The organism is Cytobacillus oceanisediminis (assembly GCF_007830235.1).
GTDB classification, from domain to species: domain Bacteria; phylum Bacillota; class Bacilli; order Bacillales; family Cytobacillaceae; genus Cytobacillus; species Cytobacillus oceanisediminis.
This window is the reverse complement of sequence record NZ_VLKI01000015.1, coordinates 46,134-71,353: the sequence shown is the minus strand read 5'-3', so window position 1 is coordinate 71,353 and position 25,220 is coordinate 46,134. Positions and strand designations below refer to the sequence as shown.

The 25,220-nt window shown below is 43.2% G+C and carries 28 protein-coding genes; 1 reads left to right on the top strand and 27 read right to left on the bottom strand.

Features of this window, described 5'->3' with window-relative positions; genetic code table 11:
- The first annotated feature begins 209 nt into the window (after nt 1–209).
- Entirely contained in the window at nt 210–404 is a 195-nt protein-coding gene (locus IQ19_RS19950; protein ID WP_144544410.1) for a hypothetical protein, read from the top strand.
- A 182-nt stretch (nt 405–586) separates the two neighbouring features.
- Here IQ19_RS19950 and ftsZ read toward each other — a convergent pair whose 3' ends face one another.
- From ftsZ to IQ19_RS19815, 27 genes are all read right to left on the bottom strand, one after another.
- Entirely contained in the window at nt 587–1,744 is a 1,158-nt protein-coding gene (gene ftsZ / locus IQ19_RS19945) for a cell division protein FtsZ (protein ID WP_144544408.1), read from the bottom strand.
- A gap of 212 nt (nt 1,745–1,956) precedes the next feature.
- A complete protein-coding gene (locus IQ19_RS19940) occupies nt 1,957–2,364 on the bottom strand; it encodes a F0F1 ATP synthase subunit epsilon (RefSeq protein ID WP_110063735.1) in 408 nt (135 codons plus the stop codon).
- Nucleotides 2,365–2,386: 22 nt separating this feature from the next.
- Nucleotides 2,387–3,808: a F0F1 ATP synthase subunit beta gene (gene atpD, locus IQ19_RS19935; RefSeq protein WP_144544406.1), complete on the bottom strand. Its 1,422-nt coding sequence runs from the start codon at nt 3,806–3,808 to the stop codon at nt 2,387–2,389.
- A 69-nt stretch (nt 3,809–3,877) separates the two neighbouring features.
- Nucleotides 3,878–4,735: a F0F1 ATP synthase subunit gamma gene (locus IQ19_RS19930; RefSeq protein WP_144544404.1), complete on the bottom strand. Its 858-nt coding sequence runs from the start codon at nt 4,733–4,735 to the stop codon at nt 3,878–3,880.
- An 82-nt stretch (nt 4,736–4,817) separates the two neighbouring features.
- Nucleotides 4,818–6,326 (bottom strand): F0F1 ATP synthase subunit alpha, encoded by a 1,509-nt coding sequence (gene atpA, locus IQ19_RS19925; protein WP_144544402.1) that lies wholly within the window; start codon nt 6,324–6,326, stop codon nt 4,818–4,820.
- A 24-nt stretch (nt 6,327–6,350) separates the two neighbouring features.
- Entirely contained in the window at nt 6,351–6,887 is a 537-nt protein-coding gene (locus tag IQ19_RS19920; RefSeq protein WP_144544400.1) for a F0F1 ATP synthase subunit delta, read from the bottom strand.
- Nucleotides 6,884–7,405: a F0F1 ATP synthase subunit B gene (locus IQ19_RS19915; RefSeq protein WP_144544398.1), complete on the bottom strand. Its 522-nt coding sequence runs from the start codon at nt 7,403–7,405 to the stop codon at nt 6,884–6,886. The genes IQ19_RS19920 and IQ19_RS19915 overlap by 4 nt, the downstream gene beginning before the upstream one ends.
- A gap of 149 nt (nt 7,406–7,554) precedes the next feature.
- The gene (gene atpE / locus IQ19_RS19910; protein WP_009332220.1) at nt 7,555–7,767 is read right to left on the bottom strand and encodes a F0F1 ATP synthase subunit C; all 213 of its coding nucleotides are present in this window, start codon (nt 7,765–7,767) and stop codon (nt 7,555–7,557) included.
- Between the two features lie 75 nt (nt 7,768–7,842).
- Entirely contained in the window at nt 7,843–8,556 is a 714-nt protein-coding gene (gene atpB / locus IQ19_RS19905; RefSeq protein ID WP_144544396.1) for a F0F1 ATP synthase subunit A, read from the bottom strand.
- Between the two features lie 21 nt (nt 8,557–8,577).
- A complete protein-coding gene (locus tag IQ19_RS19900; protein ID WP_144544394.1) occupies nt 8,578–8,952 on the bottom strand; it encodes an ATP synthase subunit I in 375 nt (124 codons plus the stop codon).
- A gap of 5 nt (nt 8,953–8,957) precedes the next feature.
- Entirely contained in the window at nt 8,958–9,179 is a 222-nt protein-coding gene (locus tag IQ19_RS19895) for an AtpZ/AtpI family protein (RefSeq protein WP_048007940.1), read from the bottom strand.
- Nucleotides 9,180–9,719: 540 nt separating this feature from the next.
- Nucleotides 9,720–11,987: a S8 family serine peptidase gene (locus tag IQ19_RS19890; RefSeq protein WP_144544392.1), complete on the bottom strand. Its 2,268-nt coding sequence runs from the start codon at nt 11,985–11,987 to the stop codon at nt 9,720–9,722.
- Nucleotides 11,988–12,103: 116 nt separating this feature from the next.
- A complete protein-coding gene (locus IQ19_RS19885; protein WP_144544390.1) occupies nt 12,104–12,343 on the bottom strand; it encodes a hypothetical protein in 240 nt (79 codons plus the stop codon).
- An 87-nt stretch (nt 12,344–12,430) separates the two neighbouring features.
- Nucleotides 12,431–13,027, bottom strand: coding sequence for a hypothetical protein (locus IQ19_RS19880; RefSeq protein WP_144544389.1), 597 nt, complete (start codon nt 13,025–13,027; stop codon nt 12,431–12,433).
- Nucleotides 13,028–13,580: 553 nt separating this feature from the next.
- Nucleotides 13,581–14,732, bottom strand: a complete 1,152-nt coding sequence (wecB, locus tag IQ19_RS19875; RefSeq protein WP_144544387.1) for a non-hydrolyzing UDP-N-acetylglucosamine 2-epimerase — start codon at nt 14,730–14,732, stop codon at nt 13,581–13,583.
- Nucleotides 14,733–14,793: 61 nt separating this feature from the next.
- Complete coding sequence (gene upp / locus IQ19_RS19870; protein ID WP_110063723.1) at nt 14,794–15,423, bottom strand: uracil phosphoribosyltransferase; 630 nt, start codon at nt 15,421–15,423, stop codon at nt 14,794–14,796.
- A gap of 184 nt (nt 15,424–15,607) precedes the next feature.
- Nucleotides 15,608–16,849, bottom strand: a complete 1,242-nt coding sequence (locus IQ19_RS19865) for a serine hydroxymethyltransferase (RefSeq protein WP_144544385.1) — start codon at nt 16,847–16,849, stop codon at nt 15,608–15,610.
- A 217-nt stretch (nt 16,850–17,066) separates the two neighbouring features.
- Nucleotides 17,067–18,062 (bottom strand): anti sigma factor C-terminal domain-containing protein, encoded by a 996-nt coding sequence (locus tag IQ19_RS19860; RefSeq protein WP_144544383.1) that lies wholly within the window; start codon nt 18,060–18,062, stop codon nt 17,067–17,069.
- Nucleotides 18,055–18,588 carry a sigma-70 family RNA polymerase sigma factor gene (locus IQ19_RS19855; RefSeq protein WP_144544381.1) on the bottom strand — a complete coding sequence of 178 codons (534 nt, stop codon included), beginning with the start codon at nt 18,586–18,588 and terminating at the stop codon, nt 18,055–18,057. The genes IQ19_RS19860 and IQ19_RS19855 overlap by 8 nt, the downstream gene beginning before the upstream one ends.
- Before the next feature lie 176 nt (nt 18,589–18,764).
- Nucleotides 18,765–19,328 (bottom strand): TIGR01440 family protein, encoded by a 564-nt coding sequence (locus IQ19_RS19850; RefSeq protein WP_144544380.1) that lies wholly within the window; start codon nt 19,326–19,328, stop codon nt 18,765–18,767.
- Nucleotides 19,329–19,381: 53 nt separating this feature from the next.
- A complete protein-coding gene (gene rpiB / locus IQ19_RS19845; RefSeq protein ID WP_144544378.1) occupies nt 19,382–19,822 on the bottom strand; it encodes a ribose 5-phosphate isomerase B in 441 nt (146 codons plus the stop codon).
- A 143-nt stretch (nt 19,823–19,965) separates the two neighbouring features.
- Entirely contained in the window at nt 19,966–21,261 is a 1,296-nt protein-coding gene (locus tag IQ19_RS19840) for a methyl-accepting chemotaxis protein (protein WP_144544376.1), read from the bottom strand.
- Nucleotides 21,262–21,276: 15 nt separating this feature from the next.
- A complete protein-coding gene (locus tag IQ19_RS19835) occupies nt 21,277–21,678 on the bottom strand; it encodes a low molecular weight protein arginine phosphatase (protein WP_242021072.1) in 402 nt (133 codons plus the stop codon).
- Between the two features lie 311 nt (nt 21,679–21,989).
- Nucleotides 21,990–22,541 carry a manganese efflux pump MntP gene (locus IQ19_RS19830; protein WP_144544372.1) on the bottom strand — a complete coding sequence of 184 codons (552 nt, stop codon included), beginning with the start codon at nt 22,539–22,541 and terminating at the stop codon, nt 21,990–21,992.
- A gap of 382 nt (nt 22,542–22,923) precedes the next feature.
- The gene (locus IQ19_RS19825; protein ID WP_144544370.1) at nt 22,924–23,964 is read right to left on the bottom strand and encodes an L-threonylcarbamoyladenylate synthase; all 1,041 of its coding nucleotides are present in this window, start codon (nt 23,962–23,964) and stop codon (nt 22,924–22,926) included.
- A 176-nt stretch (nt 23,965–24,140) separates the two neighbouring features.
- Nucleotides 24,141–24,587: a GNAT family N-acetyltransferase gene (locus IQ19_RS19820; protein WP_144544368.1), complete on the bottom strand. Its 447-nt coding sequence runs from the start codon at nt 24,585–24,587 to the stop codon at nt 24,141–24,143.
- 163 nt (nt 24,588–24,750) lie between these two features.
- A complete protein-coding gene (locus tag IQ19_RS19815; RefSeq protein WP_144544366.1) occupies nt 24,751–25,131 on the bottom strand; it encodes a KGG domain-containing protein in 381 nt (126 codons plus the stop codon).
- Nucleotides 25,132–25,220: the final 89 nt, after the last annotated feature.

Below are 25,220 nucleotides of genomic sequence, written 5' to 3'. Positions count from 1 at the left end.
GTTTCCTTTTCACCTTGTCTATTAAAAAGCACTTGTTGATAATATATGACTCTGTTCCATTAGTTTCAACTAAATTCGACATTTTTAACAGAATAGTTAAATTGGTTAAATAGCCAGTCAGTTTTTAATATAAATGAAACATGCCTGTTTCCTTTGAAATTGATTTTCGTGGTACAGTTAAACTAAGAGCTTAAATTAGGAGAATACATATGACTAAAAACAACTGCCCAGTTATTCAAAAAATTGAAGAGCTTGTTAAGAAAAGCAATGAGTTAAAGAGAGAACTCGACCTGACTCCGTTTGAAGATAAACAAAAATTTATGAGCCTTCTTAAAAAGTTAATCAACGTGCATAAAAACCTGGATCAGGTTACTTTAAATGAAATAAATAGCCATCATCATTAAAAAAGGACAGGCGCATGCCTGTCCTTTCTTAATGAACCTTGATATATCAATGGTTTCTCCCCTTTTTGTTCATCAACCACCCAACCACCAACATATCAACCAGCTCTTATCCCGCTTCCCAGAAAACCGCCAAAAACTTAAAAAGGGCCGCCCTACTCTCTTGGGCGGCCTCTTCAAATATATTAAAACCGTTTTCTGCGATTTCGTAAAAATGCTGGAGTATCAAGTGAGTCTTCTGAACGATCTGGCTGCTGCTCATAATCTTGAACAGGCTCTCGACGTTCCCTCACACTGCGCTGGTTACTTTGTTCCTCTGAATACTGATATGTATGAACTAACTCTTTCTCTGCAGATGGTTTTGAACTTGGTTTAGCTGGTGAGTCTTCTTGATTATTAAAACCGGTCGCTATAACCGTAACAATGATTTCTTCTTTTAAGTAATCGTTAATGACCGAACCAAAAATCATGTTTACTTCCTCATCTGAAGCAGAAGCGACTATATCAGCAGCCTCCTGTACTTCATATAGGCTAATATTGGCTCCACCCGTAATGTTCATGATGACACCCCGTGCACCATTGATGGATGTCTCAAGCAGCGGGCTGGAGATTGCCTTCCTGGCCGCTTCAGCTGCGCGGTCTTCACCAGTGGCGATTCCAATTCCCATTAAAGCAGTTCCTTTATGGGACATAACTGTTTTAACATCAGCAAAGTCGAGATTAATCAAACCTGGTACAGCAATTAAATCGGAAATGCCTTGAACGCCCTGGCGCAGAACATTATCCGCTTCCATGAATGCTTCAAGCATAGGTGTTTTCTTATCGATAATTTCCAGTAAACGGTCATTAGGAATAATAATTAAGGTATCCACCGCTTTTTTCATGGCTTCGATACCGGCATCTGCATTTTGAGCACGCTTGCGTCCTTCAAACTTGAACGGGCGGGTTACCACGCCAATCGTTAACGCACCAACTTCGCGTGCGATGCGCGCGATCGCTGGTGCTGCCCCAGTTCCAGTACCGCCACCCATTCCAGCTGTCACGAATACCATATCAGCACCTTTTAAAACTTCTCGCAGCTGGCTTTCGCTTTCCTCTGCCGCTTTTCTGCCTACCTCAGGATTTGCCCCTGCTCCCAGGCCCCTTGTTAAGGATGCTCCGATTTGCATTGTCACTTCTGCCTTTGATTGATTCAGAGCTTGTCCATCTGTATTTACAGCGATAAACTCTACTCCCTCAACCCCGTGTTCAATCATCCGGTTAACTGCGTTATTTCCCCCGCCGCCGACCCCGATGACTTTTATCGTAGCGTATTGGTCTATATTTGTATCAAACTCTAGCATTGCGGCTCCTCCTTTTCTTCTAATTAAAATTTTACAAAGCTTTAAAAAAGAGAGTAACCTAAATAAGATTACTCTCTTCTATTGTAAAGGCGTATATTAAAGAATTCGAATGTTTTGTCTAATTTTTGAGCAGTTTTTTTCAAAAAGAGTCTGGTAAATAATGCAAACAACAAAACACCCCCAGCCTTAGCCAAGGGTGTTAATTATGTTTATTAGAACTTTCTTTCCGAAACTTCGATACGATTGATCGCACGGCGAAGAGCTAGCTCTGCACGTCGGAAGTCGATATTTTCACGCTTTTGCTCGTTCAAGCGCTCTTCTGCACGCTGTTTAGCACGTACAGCACGTTCTACATCGATTTCATCTGCTTGTTCAGCAGATTGCGCTAAGATCGTTACTTGCTCCGGACGAACTTCTAAAAACCCGCCGCTTACTGCAACGAAATCTGTTTTTCCGCCGTTTTTTAAACGAACGGCTCCAATTTGTAACGGTGCAACCATTGGAATGTGGCCAGGTAGAATTCCTAGCTCACCGCTTTGAGCTTTCGTACTTACCATTTCCACATCTGATTCATACACCGGGCCATCGGGAGTAACAACACTGACTTTAATCGTCTTCATTTTTTACCCTCCTGGTCCAGAATTAGACCTCTACGCCCATTTTCTTTGCACTCTCGATAACTTCTTCGATTCGGCCGACAAGTCGGAATGCATCTTCCGGAAGGTGATCATACTTACCTTCAAGAATTTCTTTAAAGCCTTTAACAGTTTCTTTAACCGGTACGTATGAACCTGGCTGGCCAGTAAACTGTTCAGCAACGTGGAAGTTTTGTGATAAGAAGAATTGGATACGGCGCGCACGGGATACAACTAGCTTATCTTCGTCAGAAAGCTCGTCCATACCAAGGATCGCGATGATATCCTGTAATTCTCTATAACGCTGTAATGTTTGCTGTACTTGACGCGCAACTCCGTAGTGCTCTTCTCCAACGATTTCCGGTGATAATGCACGGGAAGTAGAAGCAAGCGGATCCACCGCTGGGTAGATACCCATCTCAGAAAGCTTACGCTCAAGGTTAGTTGTTGCATCCAAGTGAGCGAAAGTTGTAGCCGGAGCCGGGTCCGTATAGTCATCGGCTGGTACGTAAATCGCCTGGATGGAAGTAACAGAACCTACGTTAGTAGATGTGATACGTTCCTGTAATTTACCCATTTCAGTAGCAAGTGTCGGCTGGTAACCAACGGCAGAAGGCATACGGCCTAATAGCGCGGAAACCTCGGAACCTGCCTGTGTGAAACGGAAAATGTTATCCATGAAGAAAAGAACGTCCTGTCCTTGGTCATCACGGAAGAATTCAGCCATTGTCAAACCAGTCAAAGCAACACGCATACGTGCTCCTGGCGGCTCGTTCATCTGGCCGAATACCATCGCTGTTTTCTTGATAACGCCTGAATCTGTCATTTCATGATAAAGGTCGTTTCCTTCACGAGTACGCTCACCTACACCGGCGAATACGGAAATACCGCCGTGCTCCTGGGCGATGTTATTGATTAATTCCTGGATTAATACGGTTTTACCAACGCCGGCACCACCGAATAGACCGATTTTACCACCCTTGATATATGGTGCAAGAAGGTCTACTACCTTAATTCCAGTTTCAAGAATTTCTACTTCAGTTGAAAGCTGCTCAAACTTAGGAGCTTCTCTGTGGATGGAATCGCGACGTGCATCTGCAGGAATTGCAGGATCCAAGTCGATTGATTCACCAAGCACGTTGAAAACACGGCCAAGTGTTACATCACCTACTGGTACAGAAATAGGAGCACCAGTGTCAATAACTTCACTTCCGCGCATTAAGCCGTCAGTAGAAGACATTGCAATGGTACGAACTGTATCATCACCTAAATGAAGGGCAACTTCAAGGGTTAAGTTGATGTCAACATTAGATTCGTTACGCGCTGAATTTGTGATTGTCAATGCATTATAGATCTCAGGAAGCTGGCCGCTTTCGAACTTTACATCAACAACCGGACCCATAACTTGAAGAACGCGTCCTTTGTTCATCTTTTTCCCTCCGTTCATTTCACATAATGGAGAACAGGCAGAAATCACCTGCCCTCTCCGCTTTTCGTTTTATTCTAACGCGGCTGCTCCGCCGACGATTTCGGTAATTTCTTGCGTAATGGCTGCCTGACGTGCACGGTTATAGCTCAAGCTTAATGAGTTGATAAGCTCTTTTGCGTTATCCGTTGCGTTCTGCATAGCCGTCATCCTTGCAGCATGCTCACTTGCCTTACTATCTAAAAGCGCTCCGTAGATTAAGCTTTCAGCGTATTGAGGCAGCAATACTTTCAGGATTTCTTCAGCAGATGGTTCAAACTCATAAGATGTAAGCTTTTTAGAAGATGAGATATCCGTAAGCGGAAGAAGCTTCTTCTCTGTTACATCCTGTTGAATCGCGCTGACATAATGGCTGTAATACATATATAATTCATCAAATGTTTCATCAGCGAACATGCCAACTGTTTTGCTGGCAATATCTTTGATTTCAGCGAATGCAGGCTGGTCGGCAACTGCAACGATATCCAGAATGACGTTCATATTGCGCTTTCTGAAAAAGTCGCGGCCAACACGTCCGATTGCAATGATTGCGTACTCATCAGGTGATTTATGGCGTTTTTGAATCGTCTGGTAGACATTTCGCAAAACGTTACTGTTGTATGCTCCGGCAAGTCCGCGGTCAGACGTAATAACAAGGTATCCAGTCTTTTTCACAGGGCGGCTAGTCAGCATCGGATGTGATACATCCTTGCTTCCCAATGCGATGGAGGCAGTAACTTCTTGGATTTTTTCCATGTAAGGCACGAATGATTTTGCATTCATTTCTGCTTTATTCATTTTCGCAGCCGATACCATTTGCATCGCTTTCGTTATTTGACTCGTTTTCTTCGTAGAAGTAATACGATTTTTTATATCGCGTAATGATGCCACAGGTTCTCACCACCCTTATACAAGTTTGTCAGAACCGAATGCGAGCTGCGGGGGGATTCACTCCCCGCCCCTAACTGCTCTATTATTCGGATACTGCGAAAGTTTTCTTAAAGTCGTTAATCGCAGATGCCATATCGTCATCAGAAGGAAGTTCTTTTGTTTTCACGATATGGTCTAACAAATCTTTGCGGTTATGGTCTAACCATGAAAGGAATTCAGATTCGAAACGACGAATATCCTGTACAGGAATGTCATCTAAGAAGCCGCGAGTAAGAGCATATAGAATTGCAACCTGCTTCTCAACTTTTAACGGCTTGTTAAGATCCTGCTTTAGAACCTCTACTGTACGGGCACCACGGTTAAGTTTTGCCTGTGTTGCTTTATCAAGGTCAGAACCGAACTGGGCAAATGATTCTAATTCACGGTAAGAAGCAAGGTCAAGACGCAAAGTACCTGCAACCTTTTTCATCGCTTTGATTTGTGCGGATCCACCTACACGTGATACAGAAAGACCAGCATTGATCGCCGGACGAACACCGGAGAAGAATAGATCTGACTGCAAGAAAATTTGTCCGTCAGTGATTGAGATAACGTTTGTTGGAATATAAGCAGAAACGTCCCCTGCCTGTGTTTCAATAAATGGAAGCGCAGTGATTGAACCTGCACCTTTCGCATCGCTTAACTTCGCAGCACGCTCAAGAAGGCGGCTGTGCAAGTAGAATACGTCCCCTGGATATGCTTCACGACCTGGAGGACGGCGCAATAGCAATGAAAGCTCACGGTAAGCAGAAGCTTGCTTTGTTAAGTCATCATACACAACAAGAACGTGCTTGCCGTTGTACATGAACTCTTCCCCCATTGTTACACCCGCATAAGGTGCAAGATATAATAATGGAGCAGGCTGTGATGCAGATGCTGTTACAACGATTGTGTAATCCAAAGCACCTTGCTTACGTAAAGTTTCTACTGCGTTACGAACTGTAGATTCTTTTTGTCCGATTGCAACATAGATACATACCATGTTCTGGTCCTTCTGGTTCAGGATTGTATCGATTGCAACAGATGTTTTACCTGTTTGACGGTCACCGATGATTAACTCACGCTGTCCGCGTCCGATTGGCACAAGAGCGTCGATCGCTTTGATACCTGTTTGAAGCGGCTCGTGTACGGATTTACGATCCATTACACCTGGTGCCGGGCTTTCAATTGGACGAGTCTTTGTTGTGTTAATTGGTCCCATGCCATCTACTGGCTGTCCAAGAGGGTTTACCACGCGGCCAATTAGCTCTTCACCAACCGGTACCTCCATGATGCGGCCCGTGCGGCGTACTTCATCGCCTTCGCGGATTTCTGTAAATGGTCCTAAAATGATAATACCGACGTTATTTTCTTCAAGGTTTTGTGCCATACCCATAACGCCGTTTGAAAATTCAACAAGTTCTCCAGCCATGACATTGTCGAGGCCATGAGCACGAGCGATACCGTCACCAACAGAGATAACCGTACCTACATCACTCACTTGAATTTCCGACTGATAGTTTTCGATTTGCTTTTTTATCAGCGCACTGATTTCTTCAGCATTGATGCTCATGAGTTTCACCCCTATCTACGAATCTTAGCCTAACAATTGACGTTCAAGACGCTCTAGCTTTCCTCGCAAGCTGCCGTCGAAAATCCGGTTTCCGATTCGAAGCTTGATGCCGCCGAGCAAGTTAGTATCAACTATATTGTCAATACGAAGTGACTTTTTCCCAACCTTAGCCGCAAATGATACGGATAATGCTTCCTTTTCCGCTTCAGATAAAGGGCGAACCGAGTAGACTTTCGCATCAGCAATCCCTTTTTTGTCATTTGCAAGGCTTATAAAATGATCTGCCACATCAGAGATATAATCTTCACGGTGGCGCTCAATTAATATCATTAACGTATTTAGTACATAAGTGTTCACAGATGCAAATGCACCTTGTAAAATCTCTTTCTTCTTCTCAATTGGAAGCTTTGGAGACTTTAATACTGCTTTTAAATCTGAATTGTGATTTACTACTTCTTTCACTGCACGAAGCTCTTCTTCCATTTGGTCAAGAAGCTGGTGTTCATTCGCAAGCTGGAAAAGAGCCAACGCGTAGCGCTTTGCTACCGTGGAGTTGCTCATCGCTTTTCTCCTGCCTCTTGAATGTATTCATTGATCAGCTTTTCTTGATCAGCTGCACTTAATTCCTTCTCAATAACCTTGGAAGCAATTAGGACAGACAATGAAGCGACCTGCTCGCGAATAGCGGCAACCGCTTGTTCTTTCTGCTGCTCAATTTCAAGCTTAGCAGATTCCTTGATGCGATTAGACTCAGTGCGGGCAGCCGCAATGATCTCCTCACGCTGCACATCGCCTTGTTTCTTTGCATTTTCGATAAGGCCTTGTGCTTCTGTTCGTGCTTCTTTTAAAAGATTTCTTTGCTCTTCCAAAAGTTTTTTTGCTTCTGTACGGCTTTGTTCAGCCGCTTCGATTTCGCTTGCAATGTGCTCTTCACGCTGCTGCATAATGCCCATTAATGGACCCCACGCAAATTTTTTCAGCAATGCCAACAAAATGATGAACATAACCAGCTGGTACAAAACGTCCCCGCCGTTGAAACCGCCGCCTGCAGCGCCTAATACTAGACTGTTTGTTAACACCCTCGATTCACTCCCTTCAAGAGTCGTTCACTTATGAAACGGAGTCATATGCATGAATCCGAATTATGATTCCAGGTAAAAAAACATAAAGGAATGGCGAAGGTTCACAGAATGATCTTCGCCATTTTGAACGATTTGTACAGTATTAATTAACCGCCGATAACCATGAACGCGATAACAACGCCGATGATCGGAACAGCCTCTACTAACGCAACCCCGATGAACATTGTAGTTTGAAGCATACCGCGAGCTTCTGGCTGGCGAGCCATACCTTCTACTGTTTTTGATACGATAAGACCGTTACCGATACCGGCACCTAGTGCTGCTAAACCGATTGCAATTGCTGCTGCTAAAAGACCCATTATTGAGTTCCTCCTTAAATTGTATAAAAAATTATTTGTTTAAAAGGTTTTGTCCATAAAATGAACAGGTATATATTAATGGTCATGGCTCACTTTGTGTGCCATATAAACCATTGTTAACATACAGAAAATGAATGCCTGGATAGATCCGACAAAGATTGAGAATCCTTGCCATACAATTGTTGGCAGGATGGCTGCAAGCATACCGCCTACCCCTGCATGTGCAAGCCCTCCGACAAGCAATGTCAGCAGGATTTCACCTGCGTAGATATTACCGTAAAGACGAAGTCCCAGTGTTAGAGTATTTGCAAACTCTTCAATAATTTTCAATGGGAACAAGAAAGGCATTGGCCTGAAGAATTCCCGGCCGTATTCTCCTACCCCTTTTAGCTTGACGCCATAGTAATGCGATAGCCCCACAACCATAGCCGCTAAAGTTAAGGTGATAACCGGATCGGCTGTCGGCGATTTCCACCATAAAGTGTTATCGTAGACGATCGCAAACGGAAGTCCGAGCATGTTTGATATAAAGATATACATGATCAGGGTTAATCCAAGGATATGGAATCTTCCGCCTGTTTTCCAGTCCATCGTGCTGTTAATGATATTCTTAACAAAGTCCATGATCCATTCGAAAAAGTTTTGCATTCCAGCTGGTTTCATGGCAAGCTGACGGGTGGAAAGCAAAGCAATAATGAAAACAACAGCACTTGCCACTGTAATCATCAGTACATTAGATAAGTTAAAATTCAATCCTAAAAATTCTACTATAGGAGCTTCATGATGCAATAGTGTTCACCTCTCTTCCCGCTATTTACGTAAATGAAAAGATTGAAGAAAATAATCTATCATAATGACAATATAGGATGTCATTAATCCAAATACAACACTGAGCAGATGCAGCTTTTCCGGATATTCCAGAGCGATCATGACAGCAAGAACTGCCGTAGCCATTCTGGATACCGTTCCAAGAGAGCGCACCTTCTCACCTCTCTCGACCGCCTCTCCAAATTGCAGCGTCTTTCTTGCCATCAGCCACAAATTGAACAGACTTAGGCTTGTACCAAGGATCAAGCCAAGAAAAATAGATTGATAAGGCGTAAAACCCCAGCCGAGAACGTATACAGACAACAACAGGAATATGTATTTTCGCTGTCTTTGAAAAATTACTTTGATTTCCGGCATGATGTTTATTCTCCTGTGAAGAAATGTTGGATTAAGCGAAGCATGGCGTAAATCCCAGCGCCCAATCCAATGAACAAGCCGATTAATAGGAATAACGGCTCGGTTCCTGCCTTGCTGTCAAGCCATCTTCCGGCGAAAATGCCAATGAGCGTGGAACCAACTAATTGAGAAAGAATGGCGGACATTAAGGCCATCGCCTTAAATGGGTTGCGGTCTTTTTGACGCATAAAAACGCATCCTCCCTTAAGAGAATGGTAAGTGGGTTTTGAGGCCATAATTAATCACATTTACATCATGCAGAAGTGGGAAATATGTCTGCACAAATATTTTGAAAACCCTATCATCTTTTACCCTTTGTAAGCATACAATAGGGCTTTGTCAATGTCAATGCGTTTGGAGTGAAAAAGTTCACAAACAAAAAGGTAAAAATATGGTATGTTCACAGATTTATCACAATTAAATTTTTCCATTCTATTGAAAAAGGAGCGAGTTTCTGCTTCGCTCCTGGTAACGCTTTATTTCTCATGATTGACTATGTTAAATTCACGGTTGATTTCCGCTCCAGGCACTTAGTGAACCGCGGGCGGTCCTACGCTCCTCGGCGTTTTACGCATGCGGGGTCTCCCTTTGATCCGCACTCCCGCAGGATATTGAAAAAACATCCTTGAATTAACACCGCACGAGAAAAGGCGAATGCATTTTCGAGGATCGCGCGCCTTCTGCTCCAATCAACAGGGTGCTAAAATTACAATTAGCATGATCACAGCCTAATCGTTTACTAAGCTCTTTCTATTTCCTGAAGGCTCCGGCTCTCCGATCTGACCGTCCGGTCTAATAAAGAGATAAGTCTCAATCCAATCTTCTTTGCCGGCTTTTTTTGCAAAAACCTTAGCAAGATACAAACCTGGCCCTGGAAGTTTGTCCGCAGGAATCTCCTGAAGAAGCTGGCCTTTGCCTACATTCTTTTTCCAGTCCAGGAAACCCATGAAGCGAAGGCTTTCTGAATCAAACATCGCGATTCCGAATTCCTCTGCCCCTCCCGGCAAATAAACTTCATATCTATACGTGTCCTCTTTGTCGCCCTTACCAAGGCCGAAACCCATCACCCTAGGATAATTTGGCTCCTCGAGCACATAGAGATATGGAATTCTTATCTCTTCTGTTCCAGCAGCCAGCAAAAGGTTCCCATCATAAATTTTTTTCTTCAATAATGTAGGATCTACCGACATCTTCATTTCAAGCTTCTTATTCTCTCCTGGCTTTAATTGAAAAGACTTTGGCATTTCCCAGTTGATCCCCTGTTCTTTATACGGGATGGAAAAAGAATAAGACTTGTTTTTATTACTAATGTTTTCAATCGTTAGATAACTCTTGTGCTCATGAAGCCGGTCTGCAATCTGGAATTTTCCGAACTGCAGGGAAGCTGGAAGGACGACCGTTTCCGTTCGCAATGCCTTCTCCAGTTGAATCCTTCCGGCTCCCTGCTCGTAGGTTCTATACAGTTTTCCTTCATTGTTTACAAGCGGCTTTGCTGTATTCATCAGCGCGGCCTTAATTTTTTCCGGCCCCCAATCAGGATGGGCCTGTTTCAGGATGGCGCAAGCGCCCGCGACATGGGGAGCAGCCATGCTTGTTCCTTGTAAAGGAAGATATCCTCCCGGAATCGTACTATTGATTGCTACACCAGGCGCTACTACATCCGGCTTGATTTCCCATGTTGAAGTTACGGGTCCGCGTGAGCTAAAGTCAGCCAAAATATCCTTTTCTTCTATTATATAAGTGCGGCCGAGGAGCTTTCTTTTTTCTGTAAGCTTTTTGAGTTCTTCCCCTTCCTCCTTGGATAAAGCAGCAACAGGGATCGGAACTCCACTATCCAGGTTGCCAAAGAGCCTTCCCTTTGTGTTATTAAAAATGATAACCCCCACTGCACCAGCTTCCAACGCATTGAACGCTTTATCAGTAAAAGTCAGTTCGCCTCTTTCCACTAAAACAATCTTTCCATCAGCATTTTTTAATTCTTCCTTGCGCCCAATCCCCCCGTAAATAATCTCATAGGAACGATCGAAGGCCCAATCTTTTGAACCTTGAAGAAGATCCAGCCTGATCTTTCGCCCGCCAATGTTTAGGAACGGAACCTTCATGGTCGGAGTAGAAGCGCCGACAGAGATTGCTTTCGATGCTGTTCCTGGTGATCCGACTGTCCATATATTTGGACCGGAATTGCCCGAGGAGGTGACAGCCGTAATTCCTTTTTCAACTGCTTTATTAAGTGCGAGGCTGATTGGAAGGTCGGGCCCGTTTACGTTATTTCCTAAGGAAAGATTTAGTACATCCACCTTGTCCTTTATGGCCTGGTCAATAGCCGCAATTACCTGTTCCGTTGTCCCGCTGCCACCTGGCCCCAGTGCACGGTAAGCGATAATCGTCGCTTCTGGCGCCACACCCTGAACTTTTCCATTTGCAGCTATGATGCCAGCCACATGGGTGCCGTGCAGTGTGCCCTGCCCCCCAGCTGCTTTCGTTTCCATCGGATCCTTATCATTATCCACCAGATCATGACCGCCGCCGTAACTTCTTCTTAAGTCAGGGTGGTTATAATCAATGCCCGTATCAATGACACCAACCTTTACCCCCTTGCCGGTCAGGCGCTGGTTGTTTTGATCATAAAACCCTCTAGCGGTTATACCACCAATCAGCTTGATGTTATCAACTGAATGAACATAATAGGTATTAACCGGGGAAACAGCGGAAACATCCTCTTTATTAAGCAATTTGTCCAAAGCAGACTGCTTCCCTTTAACAGAAAAACCATTTAGAGCATGTTTGTATACATGCCTGATTTGCAGCTCCGGATTACGCTCGATCAGTCTTTTTATTTCCAGGTTATCCTTTTCTTCTTCAAGGACAACAATAGCCACCTTCTCGATATCAGGTGATTCTTTCGGAAGAGGAGGGTGTGAAAGAGTGCGGCCTGAGACAGGAGTTTGGCCTAATATTATTAGCATGATTGTAAAAGTCACCAAGAATTTCTTCATAAAAAAGTCCACCCTCTTTTTATTTTAGGGTGGGCTGATTAAGGGGTGAGTATGCGTGTTTGTTTTACTTAGAAAAATTGACGCCAATCATGAAGCGCTGGGGCACTTCATATGTATTAAAATAACTGATTCGGTTCGAGCTTTCCTTTTTGAATTAAACGATCGCGCTTTTTATCTCTCCACATATCAATGATAGTTGCAAAAATTAATAATAATGTGAGGGCGACGCCTTCGCCTTCTGCCAGCTTAAATACCAAGGCAATAAAACCTTCTGACATGAAGGTTCCCATTAATGATCCAAGCAACAAGATGATCCAGAGAATCAAAACTGCCTCTAATATAGCCAAAGCTCTCATTTATTCAACCTCCCGGGTATTTAAAATCATTATGCCAATACCCTGTTGCTATCCGTTTAAACGTTAAATTCCCAAACAGGCCTGACTTTACTTACCAAATAGCTTTTGCCAAATGCTTTTGCTCTTTTCAGCCTCCACTGCAATCGCTACTTCCTCCACTGACTTCTGCGTTGCCATGAGCTTTTCATAAAGAGAAGTGACTTTTTCACTTTCTTGCTCATTCCCTTGTTCATGGGCCATTCTTAGATCGTCGATCGTCTGTTTGAGCTCTTGAACTTCATGGATCAGTTGTTTGTTTTGCTCTCTGATCTTATTTTGCTGAAGGCGGGATTGTTCATTTTGCTGGACTAGAAAACTGACAAGCTTTTTCATATCGGTAAGCTCATGATTAACATTCATAAGCGATGTGCTGCTGCTTTCCTCCTCATCCTCCACTGTAATGGTGACAGGGAATCCAGCTTCTTCAAGCTTGGTGGTTACTTCTTCTTTCTTTAAACCATCTGAATATAATTTCCTGATTAATTTCAGCTTCTCAATTTCTGAAGCCTGTATTTTATAGCGATTATGTTCTTTTTTGAAATTTATGTATTCTGCATGCTCCTGCAAATAACGTTTTAAACTATTTTCAGGTATCTCCGGAAGTGCTTCTTTGAGCTCCTTCATTGTCAAATATTGATTTGCCAACGTCCTCAGCACCTTTCTTGGTTTATTGCGGATCAACCGGCAATTGATGGGCAGTGTTCATTATCAACCACCTAACCGCCAACAAAACCACCACGCTTCATTTCGCAGCCCCTTCATTACCCCATCGAAATGGCTGCAATTAAAAATACTCCCCCATGACCCCGACAGACCTTAACAGTTCAATCGTCCTAAAACACTGTTATATCAACACTCTTGCACAGAAACAATTTTCAACCATCCAACCACCAACATAATAACCACATATATTTATACATATAAAACCGCTTCCTATCCTCTATATATTCTATCATAGCTTTATCAGCTCCTGCAGAAAAGAGACTTTTAACTTAAAAAACTATTAATTACCAATAATCAGCGCTTTCAACAATCTAACCACTTTCAACCACCTAACTACCAACATTTCAACTACTTGATTTTGCTCGGGATTTTCTGCCTCCTCCCCTCCCCTTTTAACATGCATCGGTCATTTTTCCGATAAAAATGCACCTATCAAAAGCTGCTATAGGCAGTCATTTTAATAGGTGCACTTTTATTAGTTTTGCGGTTTGTAGTCCTCCGGCCGTTCACTTACCTGCTTGAAATGATAGCAGATGGCTTCGCAAATTCGTTTTGAAGCATTCCCGTCTCCATATGGATTTACGGCTTTAGCCATTTTTTCATACGCAGCCTGGTCAGTTAAAAGCTCTGTGGCCAGTTCATAGATTGGCTGTTCTTCGATACCGGCAAGCTTTAGGGTACCCGCTTCAATCCCTTCAGGCCTTTCCGTTGTATCACGCAGTACAAGTACAGGCACGCCAAGCGATGGCGCTTCTTCCTGAACTCCGCCTGAGTCTGTTAAAATCAAATGGGCTCTGGATGCAAAGTTGTGAAAATCAATGACATCAAGCGGTTCAATTAAATGAATTCGGTTGTCGTCACCTAGAATTTCAGAAGCGATTTCCCTTACAGCAGGGTTTAGGTGTACAGGGTAAACCACTTGAATGTCATTCTGTTCTTCCACAAGCCTCTTAATTGCCTTGAACATGTTTCTCATCGGTTCGCCCAAGTTTTCACGGCGGTGTGCGGTCAGCAGCACAAGGCGGTCATCGCCGACTTTTTCAAGCACTTCATGATGATACTCGTCCTTAACGGTTGTTTTAAGTGCATCTATCGCTGTATTTCCTGTAATGAAAATGTTCTCGGTCCGTTTGTTTTCATTTAAAAGGTTTTCAGCTGACTTCGCTGTCGGCGAGAAATGAAGATCAGCCATAACGCCTGTTAACTGGCGGTTCATTTCCTCAGGGAATGGAGAGTACTTATTCCATGTACGCAATCCAGCTTCAACATGGCCGACTTCTATCTGATTATAGAATGCAGCAAGGCTCGCAATGAAGGTAGTGGTCGTATCGCCATGAACAAGCACAATATCGGGCTTTACTTCCTTCATGATTTTATCAAGGCCTTCCAGTCCGCGCGTTGTCACATCCACGAGTGTCTGGCGATCTTTCATGATATTCAGGTCATAATCTGGTGTAACCTTGAAAATAGTTAAAACCTGATCGAGCATTTCACGATGCTGTGCTGTTACGGTTACAATGGATTCAAAATGATCAGGATGTTTTTGCAGTTCCAGAACAAGCGGAGCCATTTTAATGGCTTCAGGCCTTGTCCCAAAAATCGTCATTACTTTAATCGGGCGATTCATTCGAAGCACCTTCCTTTTTTAAAAGATATAAGATCTTTCGTCTGCTGCAAGATGTTTAAACTTATTTCGTACCGAATAAACGGTCGCCTGCATCTCCAAGACCAGGGACAATATAGCCTTTTTCGTTCAATTTTTCGTCTAATGCTGCAATATAAATGTCAACGTCAGGGTGTGCTTCCTTCACTGCCTCTACCCCTTCAGGAGCTGCAATCAGGCACATGAATTTGATGTTTTTGCCGCCGCGCTTTTTAAGAGAGTGAATGGCTTCAACAGCAGAACCGCCAGTTGCAAGCATAGGATCGACTACGATGAAGTCTCTTTCTTCCACATCACTCGGAAGCTTTACATAGTATTCAACCGGCTGCAATGTTTCCGGGTCGCGGTATAAGCCAATGTGTCCTACCTTTGCAGCTGGGATCAGCTTCAGGATGCCGTCAACCATACCGATTCCAGCACGTAAAATCGGGATAATTCCAATCTTCTTGCCTGATAATACGTTTGATTTTGTTAAGCTGACAGGTGTTTCAATTTCGATTTCTTCCAACGGCATATCACGAGTGATTTCGAATGCCATAAGTGTTGCCACTTCGTCGACAAGCTCGCGAAATTCCTTTGTTCCCGTACTTTTTTCACGAATGTATGTAAGCTTATGCTGAATTAATGGATGGTCAAAAACGTAAACCTTTGCCATGAGTATCTCTCCTTTTCAATATGCAGAATGAGTCGAACCACACTTCGTCTAATTTTACAGAAAAACAGTTCCATCGGCAACTATGATTCGCTTTTGTAAAGGAAAAGTCATTTTTCTAAGATTCCCTATATCTGTTTTTTGCATACAAAAGCCGGTCCCCGCAAAAGAGACCGGCTGCTTTTTATTATTTTTCAGGATATAAAGTGAAGCTGCTTGTTAAAGCTTCAACACGCTGGCTGGCTTCTTTAAGCTTCTCTTCATCTTCATGATTTTTTAATGTGAAGGCAATGATGGACGCGATTTCTTCCATCTCCTTTTCGCCAAAGCCGCGGGATGTAACAGCCGCTGTACCAATGCGGACACCGCTTGTTACGAATGGGCTTTCTGGATCAAAAGGAATTGTATTTTTGTTGACCGTAATGCCTACCTCATCAAGCACTTTTTCAGCTACTTTACCCGTTAAGCCAAGGGAACGAAGATCAACTAATAATAAGTGGTTGTCTGTGCCGCCGGAAACAAGGTCAATTCCTTCACTTTGCAATGCTTCAGCCAGCTTTTTGGCATTGGAAATGATATTGCCTGCATATGTTTTGAAATCTTCCTGAAGTGCTTCGCCGAAAGCAACAGCTTTTGCAGCAATTACGTGCATTAATGGACCACCCTGGATACCAGGGAAAATGGATTTATCAATCTTCTTCGCATACTCTTCTTTGCAAAGAATCATGCCGCCGCGCGGTCCGCGCAACGTCTTATGAGTAGTGGTTGTAACAAAGTCCGCAAACGGAACCGGATTCTGGTGAAGCCCAGCTGCCACAAGTCCTGCGATATGAGCCATATCAACCATTAGCATCGCGCCTACTTCATCCGCAATTTCACGGAAACGTTTGAAATCAATTTCACGCGGATAAGCACTTGCACCCGCTACAATTAATTTCGGCTTATGCTGGCGGGCTTTTTCAAGCACATCCTCATAGTTGATGCGATGTGTATCTTCATCCACACCATACTCCACGAAATTATACTGAACGCCGCTGAAGTTAACAGGGCTTCCGTGTGTTAAATGTCCCCCGTGGGAAAGATTCATACCAAGAACAGTGTCACCCTGCTCCAATACAGTGAAATAAACAGCCATGTTCGCCTGTGCGCCTGAATGCGGCTGCACGTTCACATGCTCAGCTCCGAAAATTTGCTTCGCGCGGTCACGGGCCAAATCTTCGACCACATCTACATGTTCACAACCGCCATAATAGCGTCGGCCAGGATAGCCTTCAGCATATTTATTCGTTAAAACGGAACCCTGTGCTTCCATTACCGCTTCACTGACAAAGTTTTCAGAAGCGATTAATTCAATCTTTGATCTCTGGCGTCCCAACTCATCTTGAATTGACTTGAAAACCTGCTCGTCCTGCTGTACTAAATGCTTCATAAGAATCCTCCCTTTTCCTCAACACACTTTTTGTTGGTTAGAAGTATAACCTTTCAGAACTAGACAGCTGTCCAGTCCCAGCGCCTATAAGACGCATACACATTTCTATGTATCGTTCTTTTGTAAAAATTCTTTTTTATTTTATCATGTTTTTAAAAAAAGTGACAGGTACCTAAACCAGTTCATTTAACTGATATAGGTACCTGTCACCATCTTGTTATTCCCAGTTCCAGTAATCCAATTCGCCGAGGCGGGCACCTCGGATTTGTTCTTCTTCTTTCAGCTTTAATAGTTCTTTTACCGGGCCGGTTACGACAGCGCCGTATACGCTGAAGTCATTTTCTTTTAGATAGTTATGTCGTTCTTCGAGGTGATCAAGCCCTAAGAAATTTTCATAATAGCTTTGTGATTCATTTTTTAAAAGGTTTTCCATCTGTTTGAGCATGATGGCTTTGTTTTCGTCCATAAATTCCTCTGTCAGTGATAATTTTGATTCTGACATATAATCATCGCCCGCTTCCCTGCCGCCTGTGAGGCCATAAATAGAGGATAGTTCGATTGAATCCCCTCCACCGCCATATCCGGTCTTGAATTCTTTCAGTTCACCTGTATATAGCGGCATCCAAAGAACTTCGAGGTCATATGGCTTTAACAGTTCAAGCAGTTCTTCTGGCTCCATGAATGATTTTGTAGAAAACGACATTTCTCCCACTGTGCCTTCATGGATTTTATCCAATGCGGACCACACATTTGGATTCCCTTGACCTGATAGTTTCGTACCACTGTTAGGGTTTTCAGGCAGGTAAAAGCGATAAATGCTTTCTGTATTAGGCTCAAACCGCTGAATGTTTAGGGTTGAATAGGTATTAAATAGCCTTTTTTCGAGCTGAACCTCTCCAACAGCCTGATATTCCCGCCCAACCTTGCGCGTAATAGGGTATGAGATTTTCTGTGTCATAAACGGGGTAACTTCTTTTGTTGTCATTCCGCCAAAATCCTCATGCAGATTCGGCTGTTTCCAATCCATTGCAACCTTGCTGTAGAACGTATGCTTCCTCTCACTATGATTGGCATCAGATATTATATTCACCGCCATCATATAGACCCAGAAAAGCAGCAGGCAGGCAGCTAGAACTCGTATGACTCTAATCGTTAACGTAAAACGATACCTGGTCATGATCTTCTTTTCGCGGTCCTTGTTCCAGTCAGTCATTTTTCTCCCTCCATTGTTCATCGGCCAGCTGTGCCAGCTTTCTCCGCGCCCGATGCAGTGTTACCTTCACCTGATTTACTGATAGATCGAGTGCTTCTTCTATCTCACTATAGCTAAAGGATTCAAATTCTCTTAAATACAAAATAGAGCGATATTGCTCCGGCAAGCAGCTTAGCAAATCTTCAACATTTTCTCTTGTTTCTCTTTTTATTGCTGAATCCTCCGGCAGCCCAAATGGACTCGTCATTTCATCCATGGGAAATATGTAATCGGCAAAGGGAATCTTTTTTCTTCTCTGCCGCTTTCGCCATTCATCCAAATAGGCATTTCTGGCTACTTTAAAAAGCCACGCCCTGACATCCTCCTGCTGATAGAAAGAGAGAGAAACCGTTGCCCTGACGAAAGTCTCCTGCGTTAAATCCTCAGCCGTTTCCTTTGAACCGGACATCTTATATAAATAGTAATAAAGCGGCCTGGCATAATGGCGATACAAATCGTCCAGTTGATTCCGCCGGCTCTCCTTCAAGGTTTCCCTCCCCCTCTCTTTCAGAACCTTCGCAAGTAAAACGTGCAGCTCTGCTAAATGTTACACCTTTTTTTCAAAAAAGGTACCAGGTACCTGTACCACTTCGGCCAACTGGTATAGGTGCCTGGTTCCAGCAGACTTTAATAAAAAAAGCCCCTCTTCTGAAGGGACTTCGATTAGCATGATTCGTTTTCGGATTTTCGTTCATAGATGGCCCTGGCTCCGCCGATTAGTTTTGGCCTTGTTTTTGCCATAGTGACATGGGCATCACCGACAGATTTCTGTGTAGTCCGGATAGGGACGGCTACATGCTTCAAATGCATGCCAATCAGCGTGTCTCCGATATCAATGCCGGCATCTGCCTTGATAAACTCCACCATTACTGGATCACGGAAGTGTTCATAGGCATATGTTGCCATCGCGCCGCCGGCCGTGCGGTGAGGGATGACAGTCACTTCATCGAGATTTTTCGCCTCAGCTGTTTCCCGCTCGACTACCAGCGCCCGGTTCAAATGTTCGCAGCATTGAAAAGCCAGCGCTACTCCAGTATCTTTACGGAGCTTGCCCATCCTCGTAAAAATCATGTCTGCTACTTGCTCAGTGCCGGACGTACCAATCCGTTTGCCTGCCACCTCACTTGTGCTGCATCCTACTACAAGGATTTGTCGTTCATTTAAAGGAACTTGTTCACTAAATTCATTAATAATTGTATCAAGCTCTTTTTTCCATTGTTCAATCAAAAAGCTCACCCTTTCGGAAGCTTTATTTATCGTACTTTTATGAACTAACGCTTTTATTTTGCTTCGTATGCTGTAATTTTCCCTACACGGTTTTCATGGCGGCCGCCTTCAAATTCAGTTGAAAGCCACACTTTGGCGATTTCACGGGCCAGTCCAGGTCCAATTACCCGTTCACCCATCGCAAGGATATTGCTGTCATTATGCTCACGGGTTGCTTTGGCACTAAAGACATCATGCACAAGCGCACAGCGAATTCCTTTAACTTTATTCGCAGAAATGCTCATGCCAATGCCGGTGCCGCAAATCAAAATAGCTTTTTCAAATTCGCCATTGGCTACCTTTTCAGCTACCGGAAGTGCATAATCCGGATAATCTACTGATGTTTCGCATTCACAGCCGAAATCTTCATATTCAATACCCATTTCATCCATTAAGCTTTTGATTTCTTCGCGGAGATTAATTCCGCCATGATCTGATGCAATTGCAATCTTCATCTGAAACCCTCCTGTTTGAAAAGCCCGCATTATAAATTAAAATCCTTCTCTTATTTTGACATAAAAGCAGGAAATTATAAAGATAATGATCATGTTGCAAGATGAAAGAGAGCCTCAATAATGAAGCTCCCTTTTACAGAATATTAAAGCTTAAATTTTGTGATCGTACCATTTAATTTTTCGGCTTGCTCTTTCAGTTCAAACGCCAGTTTTTCCACATTTGCAATCACAGCTGTTTGCTGTTGGGTAGCAGCAGCAACCTCCTGGGCCCCAGCAGAAGTTTCTTCGGCTATTGCCGCAACCTCCTGTGATTGTGTAGAGGTATGCTGAATGCCCTCCATTTGGTTGTCTACCAACCCGGAAATAGCAGAAACAGAAGCGGCCATTTCATTAACCGTTTTTGCCATTTCCTCGATGACTTCATTTGTTTGTGTTCCTTTTTTCACTTCATTGTTTGCCGTTTCTACTTGAAGTGAAATTTGCTTCACGACGTTACGGACTTCTTCCTGAATGTTTTTAATCAATTCGGAAATTCCCTGGACCGCCTGGGCACTTTCATCAGCCAGCTTTCTGACTTCTTCAGCTACCACAGCAAACCCTCTTCCATGGTCACCAGCACGGGCAGCTTCAATAGATGCATTTAAAGCGAGGAGATTTGTCTGCGCCGCAATATCGCCGACAAGCTGAATAATCTGCTCTACTTTAACTGCATTTTCTTCAAGCCGTTTAACCGTTTGAAGTGATTCTTCATTATCCTGCGCCAATTTTTCAATTCCTGAAATGAGAGAATGAATGACTTTCTTCGATTCCATCAGGTCCTCGACCATTTCCCCGGAAACAGTCTCAGACGCTTTAGCTTTATCCTGTACCTCTTCTGCAATGCGGATGACATCCTCCATTGATTCAGCGGTAGATTGGATCGAAACGGCCGAATTATCCGCTCCCAGGGAAATCTCGCTGATGGTTCTGGCGATGGAATTAGCCTGCTCTGCGGCAACGGAAGATTCCGTTGAAATCGCAATCACTTTATTATTTGTTTCTTTAAAGTTCTCATCAATTTTCTGGACCATATCTCTTAAACTGAATAGCATATGGTTAAACGCGATGCCGAGTGAACGGATTTCATCATCTGATTTGGATAGCTCTGCGTCTTCACGGATATCCCCCTGGGCAGCCATTAAAGCCGTTTTTTCAAGCTTCTGCAAAGGCTTGATAATAAATCCTGCGGCAAAGAAGGCTAATATCCCTGACCATATAACCCCCATGGTTAATGTTAAAATCCTAAAAACAACTTCTCCGAATGGAAGCGAATCTTCGATGCTTGGAAATAAAACATAAAGAAAAATAGCACTTGTTGTGTATGTAATAATGGCCAGTGAAGTAATAAATAAAACGAGCTTTTTCCTCAGGCCAAATTTATAACCCTTTTTCTCCCCCATTATTGTGCCCCCTGATTAATCTTTCTCTGTTTTTAAGCGGTTCAAAATCTGGTCAATCGTTTCTGTCATATCTTCATAAGTGCTTCTATATATCTCAACAGGCCCGCCATAAGGGTCGATAATATCGCCTGCTCCAGCCTGGCCAGCAAACTCTTTTAGCGTATAAGTTTTACCGGCTGCGCCAGGAAACATAGCAAGAACCGTCCCTTTATGGCCTGACGTCATTGTTAAAATATAAGTAGCCCAATCCGCTAAAGACTCGGTCATGCCAGAAGATTTATGCTCAAGCTGGATTCCCTGCTCTTCCAGCACCTTTTTCGTGTGTGCAGAAGCATCGCTTCCATCAGCTGCAAATACACCTGCAGATTTGACCTCAACACCCGGTAAGCCCTTGCTTTTTAAAATGGCTGCTGCCATCGGGCTTCTGCAAGTATTTCCTGTACAAACAAACAATACATTCGTCACAGATCGGTTCCTCCTTATTATATCGGTATAAATCCACAATCATTTATTTTTTGAGCGAAAAAATTACACATCTGTACTTTTCTTACATTATAAGTCAAATTTCCCATCACATATATAGCAACGGGTCAAAAAAAGAAAAAGGGTGACAGGTACCCTTTTCATTTTTCACAAATTATTAACATTTAAACACCGGCAAGACTGGCTGCTACTGCATTCGACAAAATTCGGGTGGTACCTGGTACCTCTACTGGTACCTCTACCTTTTATAAAAACAGCAATTTCACTCCAAACGCGAGCAGGATAGCCCCGCCAAGGGCTTCGCTGTAGGAGCCCATCCATCCCTTGACTTTTCTGCCTGTGAGAAGCCCTGCCCAGGTTAATGCGGTAGCACCGATTCCGAATAATGTCAGCACCAGAAGGGTTTTCGCACCGTAGATTCCGAGACTGAGCCCGACGGAGAAGCTATCAAGGCTTACGCTCAGAGCAAAAAGAAGCAACCCCAGACCCACTGGTGTAATCAGGCTATCTTCATCCTCCCTGAAGCTTGACCACATCATTTGCACGCCTAATAAAAGGAGCAATCCTCCGCCAACATAGCCGGCAATAGCCCCGAATGTATTTGAAAGGAATCTGCCTGCGATCATTCCCAGCAAGGGCATCCACACATGGAAAAGTCCGATTGTAATCCCGATTTTGAAAATTTGCCTGAGGCCGAGTCTGTACATTCCCATGCCCAGGCCGACCGAAAAGGCATCCATCCCCAACGCGAATGCCATTAAAGCCAGTGTTAGTATTTCTCCTATCATCGCTGACATTTTTCCGCCCCCTTGGACTTGCTAATTCAGCATATGCACGTCCAAACGGTTTTAGAATGCCATTCTATTTTTTGAAAATCTTCGGCTGGCTGGTTCATAACCTTTGAGTCTAAGTTTAGGTTTTTTGTTTATTTTGTTTGATTTTTGAATTCAATATAGCCTGTTTTTATATACCTATCTGAAAGATAGGAGATTTTATGGTATTTTTTCGTTTTATTGTTTCATTTTTTAAGGATTATAGAGCAACTTTTAATTTTTATATCACTTTTATAATTTACCGATCAACTTTTCTTTTTTATGCACGACTTCCCGGTCTGATAGGTTTTTTTCCAACTCAACGCAAAAAGCCGTCCCTTTCCGAAACGGCTCTTCTTCTATATAATCAGCTAATGACCCGATGGCCTGCTGCTTTCATCAGCCGGTTCATGATGGCGTGGCCTACGCCTTCGTTCGGAAACATTTCACTGAAAATAATATCAGCATCAGTATTATTAAAATGCCTTAAAGCTTTATATAGCGAGCTTGCGACAGTCTCAAGAAATTCGCGCTGCCCGCAAGCAAATACATAATTCGCCTGGTAAAATCCTTCGTTTTCAGCTGTTGTTAAAACTCCCACAGAAAGTCCTTCCTGCTTTTTTTCATCAACAAGCCGCTGAATGTCTTCTCGAGTTCCCTCTACTAAATAAAGAGGCGCATCCGGTGCGTAATGGCGATACTTCATTCCAGGAGATTTCGGTGCCTGTTCCTCATCGGTTAATGCAGGATCAACACTAATCTCGCCAACAACCGCTTCAAGCTGTTCCTTTGTGATACCGCCCGGCCTCAAGATGACCGGTACTTCACCTGTGCAATCCAGTACAGTCGATTCAACACCAACACCTGTCGGACCTCCATTCACAATGCCGGCAATCCGGCCATTCAGGTCTTCCCAAACATGGTCAGCTGTCGTTGGACTTGGTCTTCCAGACCGATTAGCACTTGGAGCTGCAATGGGAAGCCTCGTTTTTTCCAATAACGCAAGTGCCACAGGGTGATCTGGCATCCTGACTGCGACTGTGGATAACCCTGCTGTGGCGAAATCTGAAAGAACGCCTTTCTTCATATTAAAAATAAGTGTTAACGGTCCCGGCCAAAAACTCTCCATAAGCGCCTGCGCCTTCTCAGGTATTTCCTCTACAAAGGCGTTCAGCTGCCTTTGTTGAGCGATGTGGATAATAAGGGGATTATCGCTTGGACGTCCTTTTGCTCCAAAGATTTTCCTTACCGCATCATCATTTTCCGCATTCCCGCCTAAACCATATACCGTTTCAGTCGGGAAAGCTACCACTTCATTATTTTTTAAAAGATCGGCAGCCTGTGAAAGCTGTGGGTAACTTTCTCCTTTATCCACATTGTTATCCACCGACCATCTTTTAGTAATCATTGTTATCCACCTTCATAAAAAATGTTTTTTAGCTGTCAAAATTCCTTTGTTTTCGACATTTTTTTGAACATCACTTTGGAAAGTATAGTAGAAGATAGAGGATAACTCAAGTTTTATCCACAAATTGTGTATAAATAATGCGATTTTGTGTATAACTTTGGCAACATACCCACAATTCACATGGATAATTTCAAAAAGAAAGAGTTATCCACAGTCAGAATATGTTTTACGTGATCTGATTCAAATAAAACTTCTGGCAGTTGCTTTGTTTCCTCCTGTTTGAATCCAAGCAAACGGAAAAAATCTAGTGAGTTTCTTTTATTTGAAGCGAGATATAATGAATGGAGGTTTCGATCCCTTGCTAAGATTAATATTTGCTCGAAAAGGACGAATAAATCTTTTTCAGATGCGGAAGCTGACATAACAAGCGACCTCAACAAACCTACTTCTCCATGGGGCTCAATTCCCAGGGTAGCTTTAATATCCCCCGATTCATTCTCCATAATCAAAAAATATTCAATCGCATCCTTAATCCCATCCGTGCTTAAATTAGCCGCTTCCAAAAATGCTGTCAGTCTATCCGCATCTTCCAATTGTGCACATCGTACTACACCTGTTTCCATTTCTTCACCCCATTTTTGTTATTGTCATTCTATGAATATGAAAAAATAGAAAAAGTAGAACAAGAAAAATACTAGACTGCAACAATAAAACAAAAACACGGCAGCTGTCATTATCCGCTGCCGTGTCTATTTTAAAATCGTATTGAATTTTTCAGGTAAATAATTAGTCGTTAGAGTTGCCGCCTTTACGGCCGATTTCTTCGTAGAAATCGCGGTCGTGGTTTTCACTTGTTGCTTCTCCGCCTTTTCTTCCTATTTCTTGATAGAATTCTTTGTCATGGCTTTCAGCTGTTGCCTCTCCGCCTTTTTGTCCTATTTCCTGATAGAATTCACTATCATGGCTCTCAGCTGTCGCTTCTCCGCCTTTTTGGCCAATTTCCTGATAGAAGTCCTTATCATGGTTTTGGCTTGTAGCTTCTCCGCCTTTTGAGCCAATTTCCTGATAGAATTCTTTATCATGGTTGCGGCTAGTAGCTTCTCCGCCCATACGTCCTCTTTCCTCACGAGACATTTTATCGTTGTTATTATTGTTGTTTTTAGCCATTATCTTTCATCTCCTTTTTGTTTATGTTTTGTTGTTACACTACTTTAAATATCCGTTTTTGATAGAATCAAACGTATGAAAAGAAGATG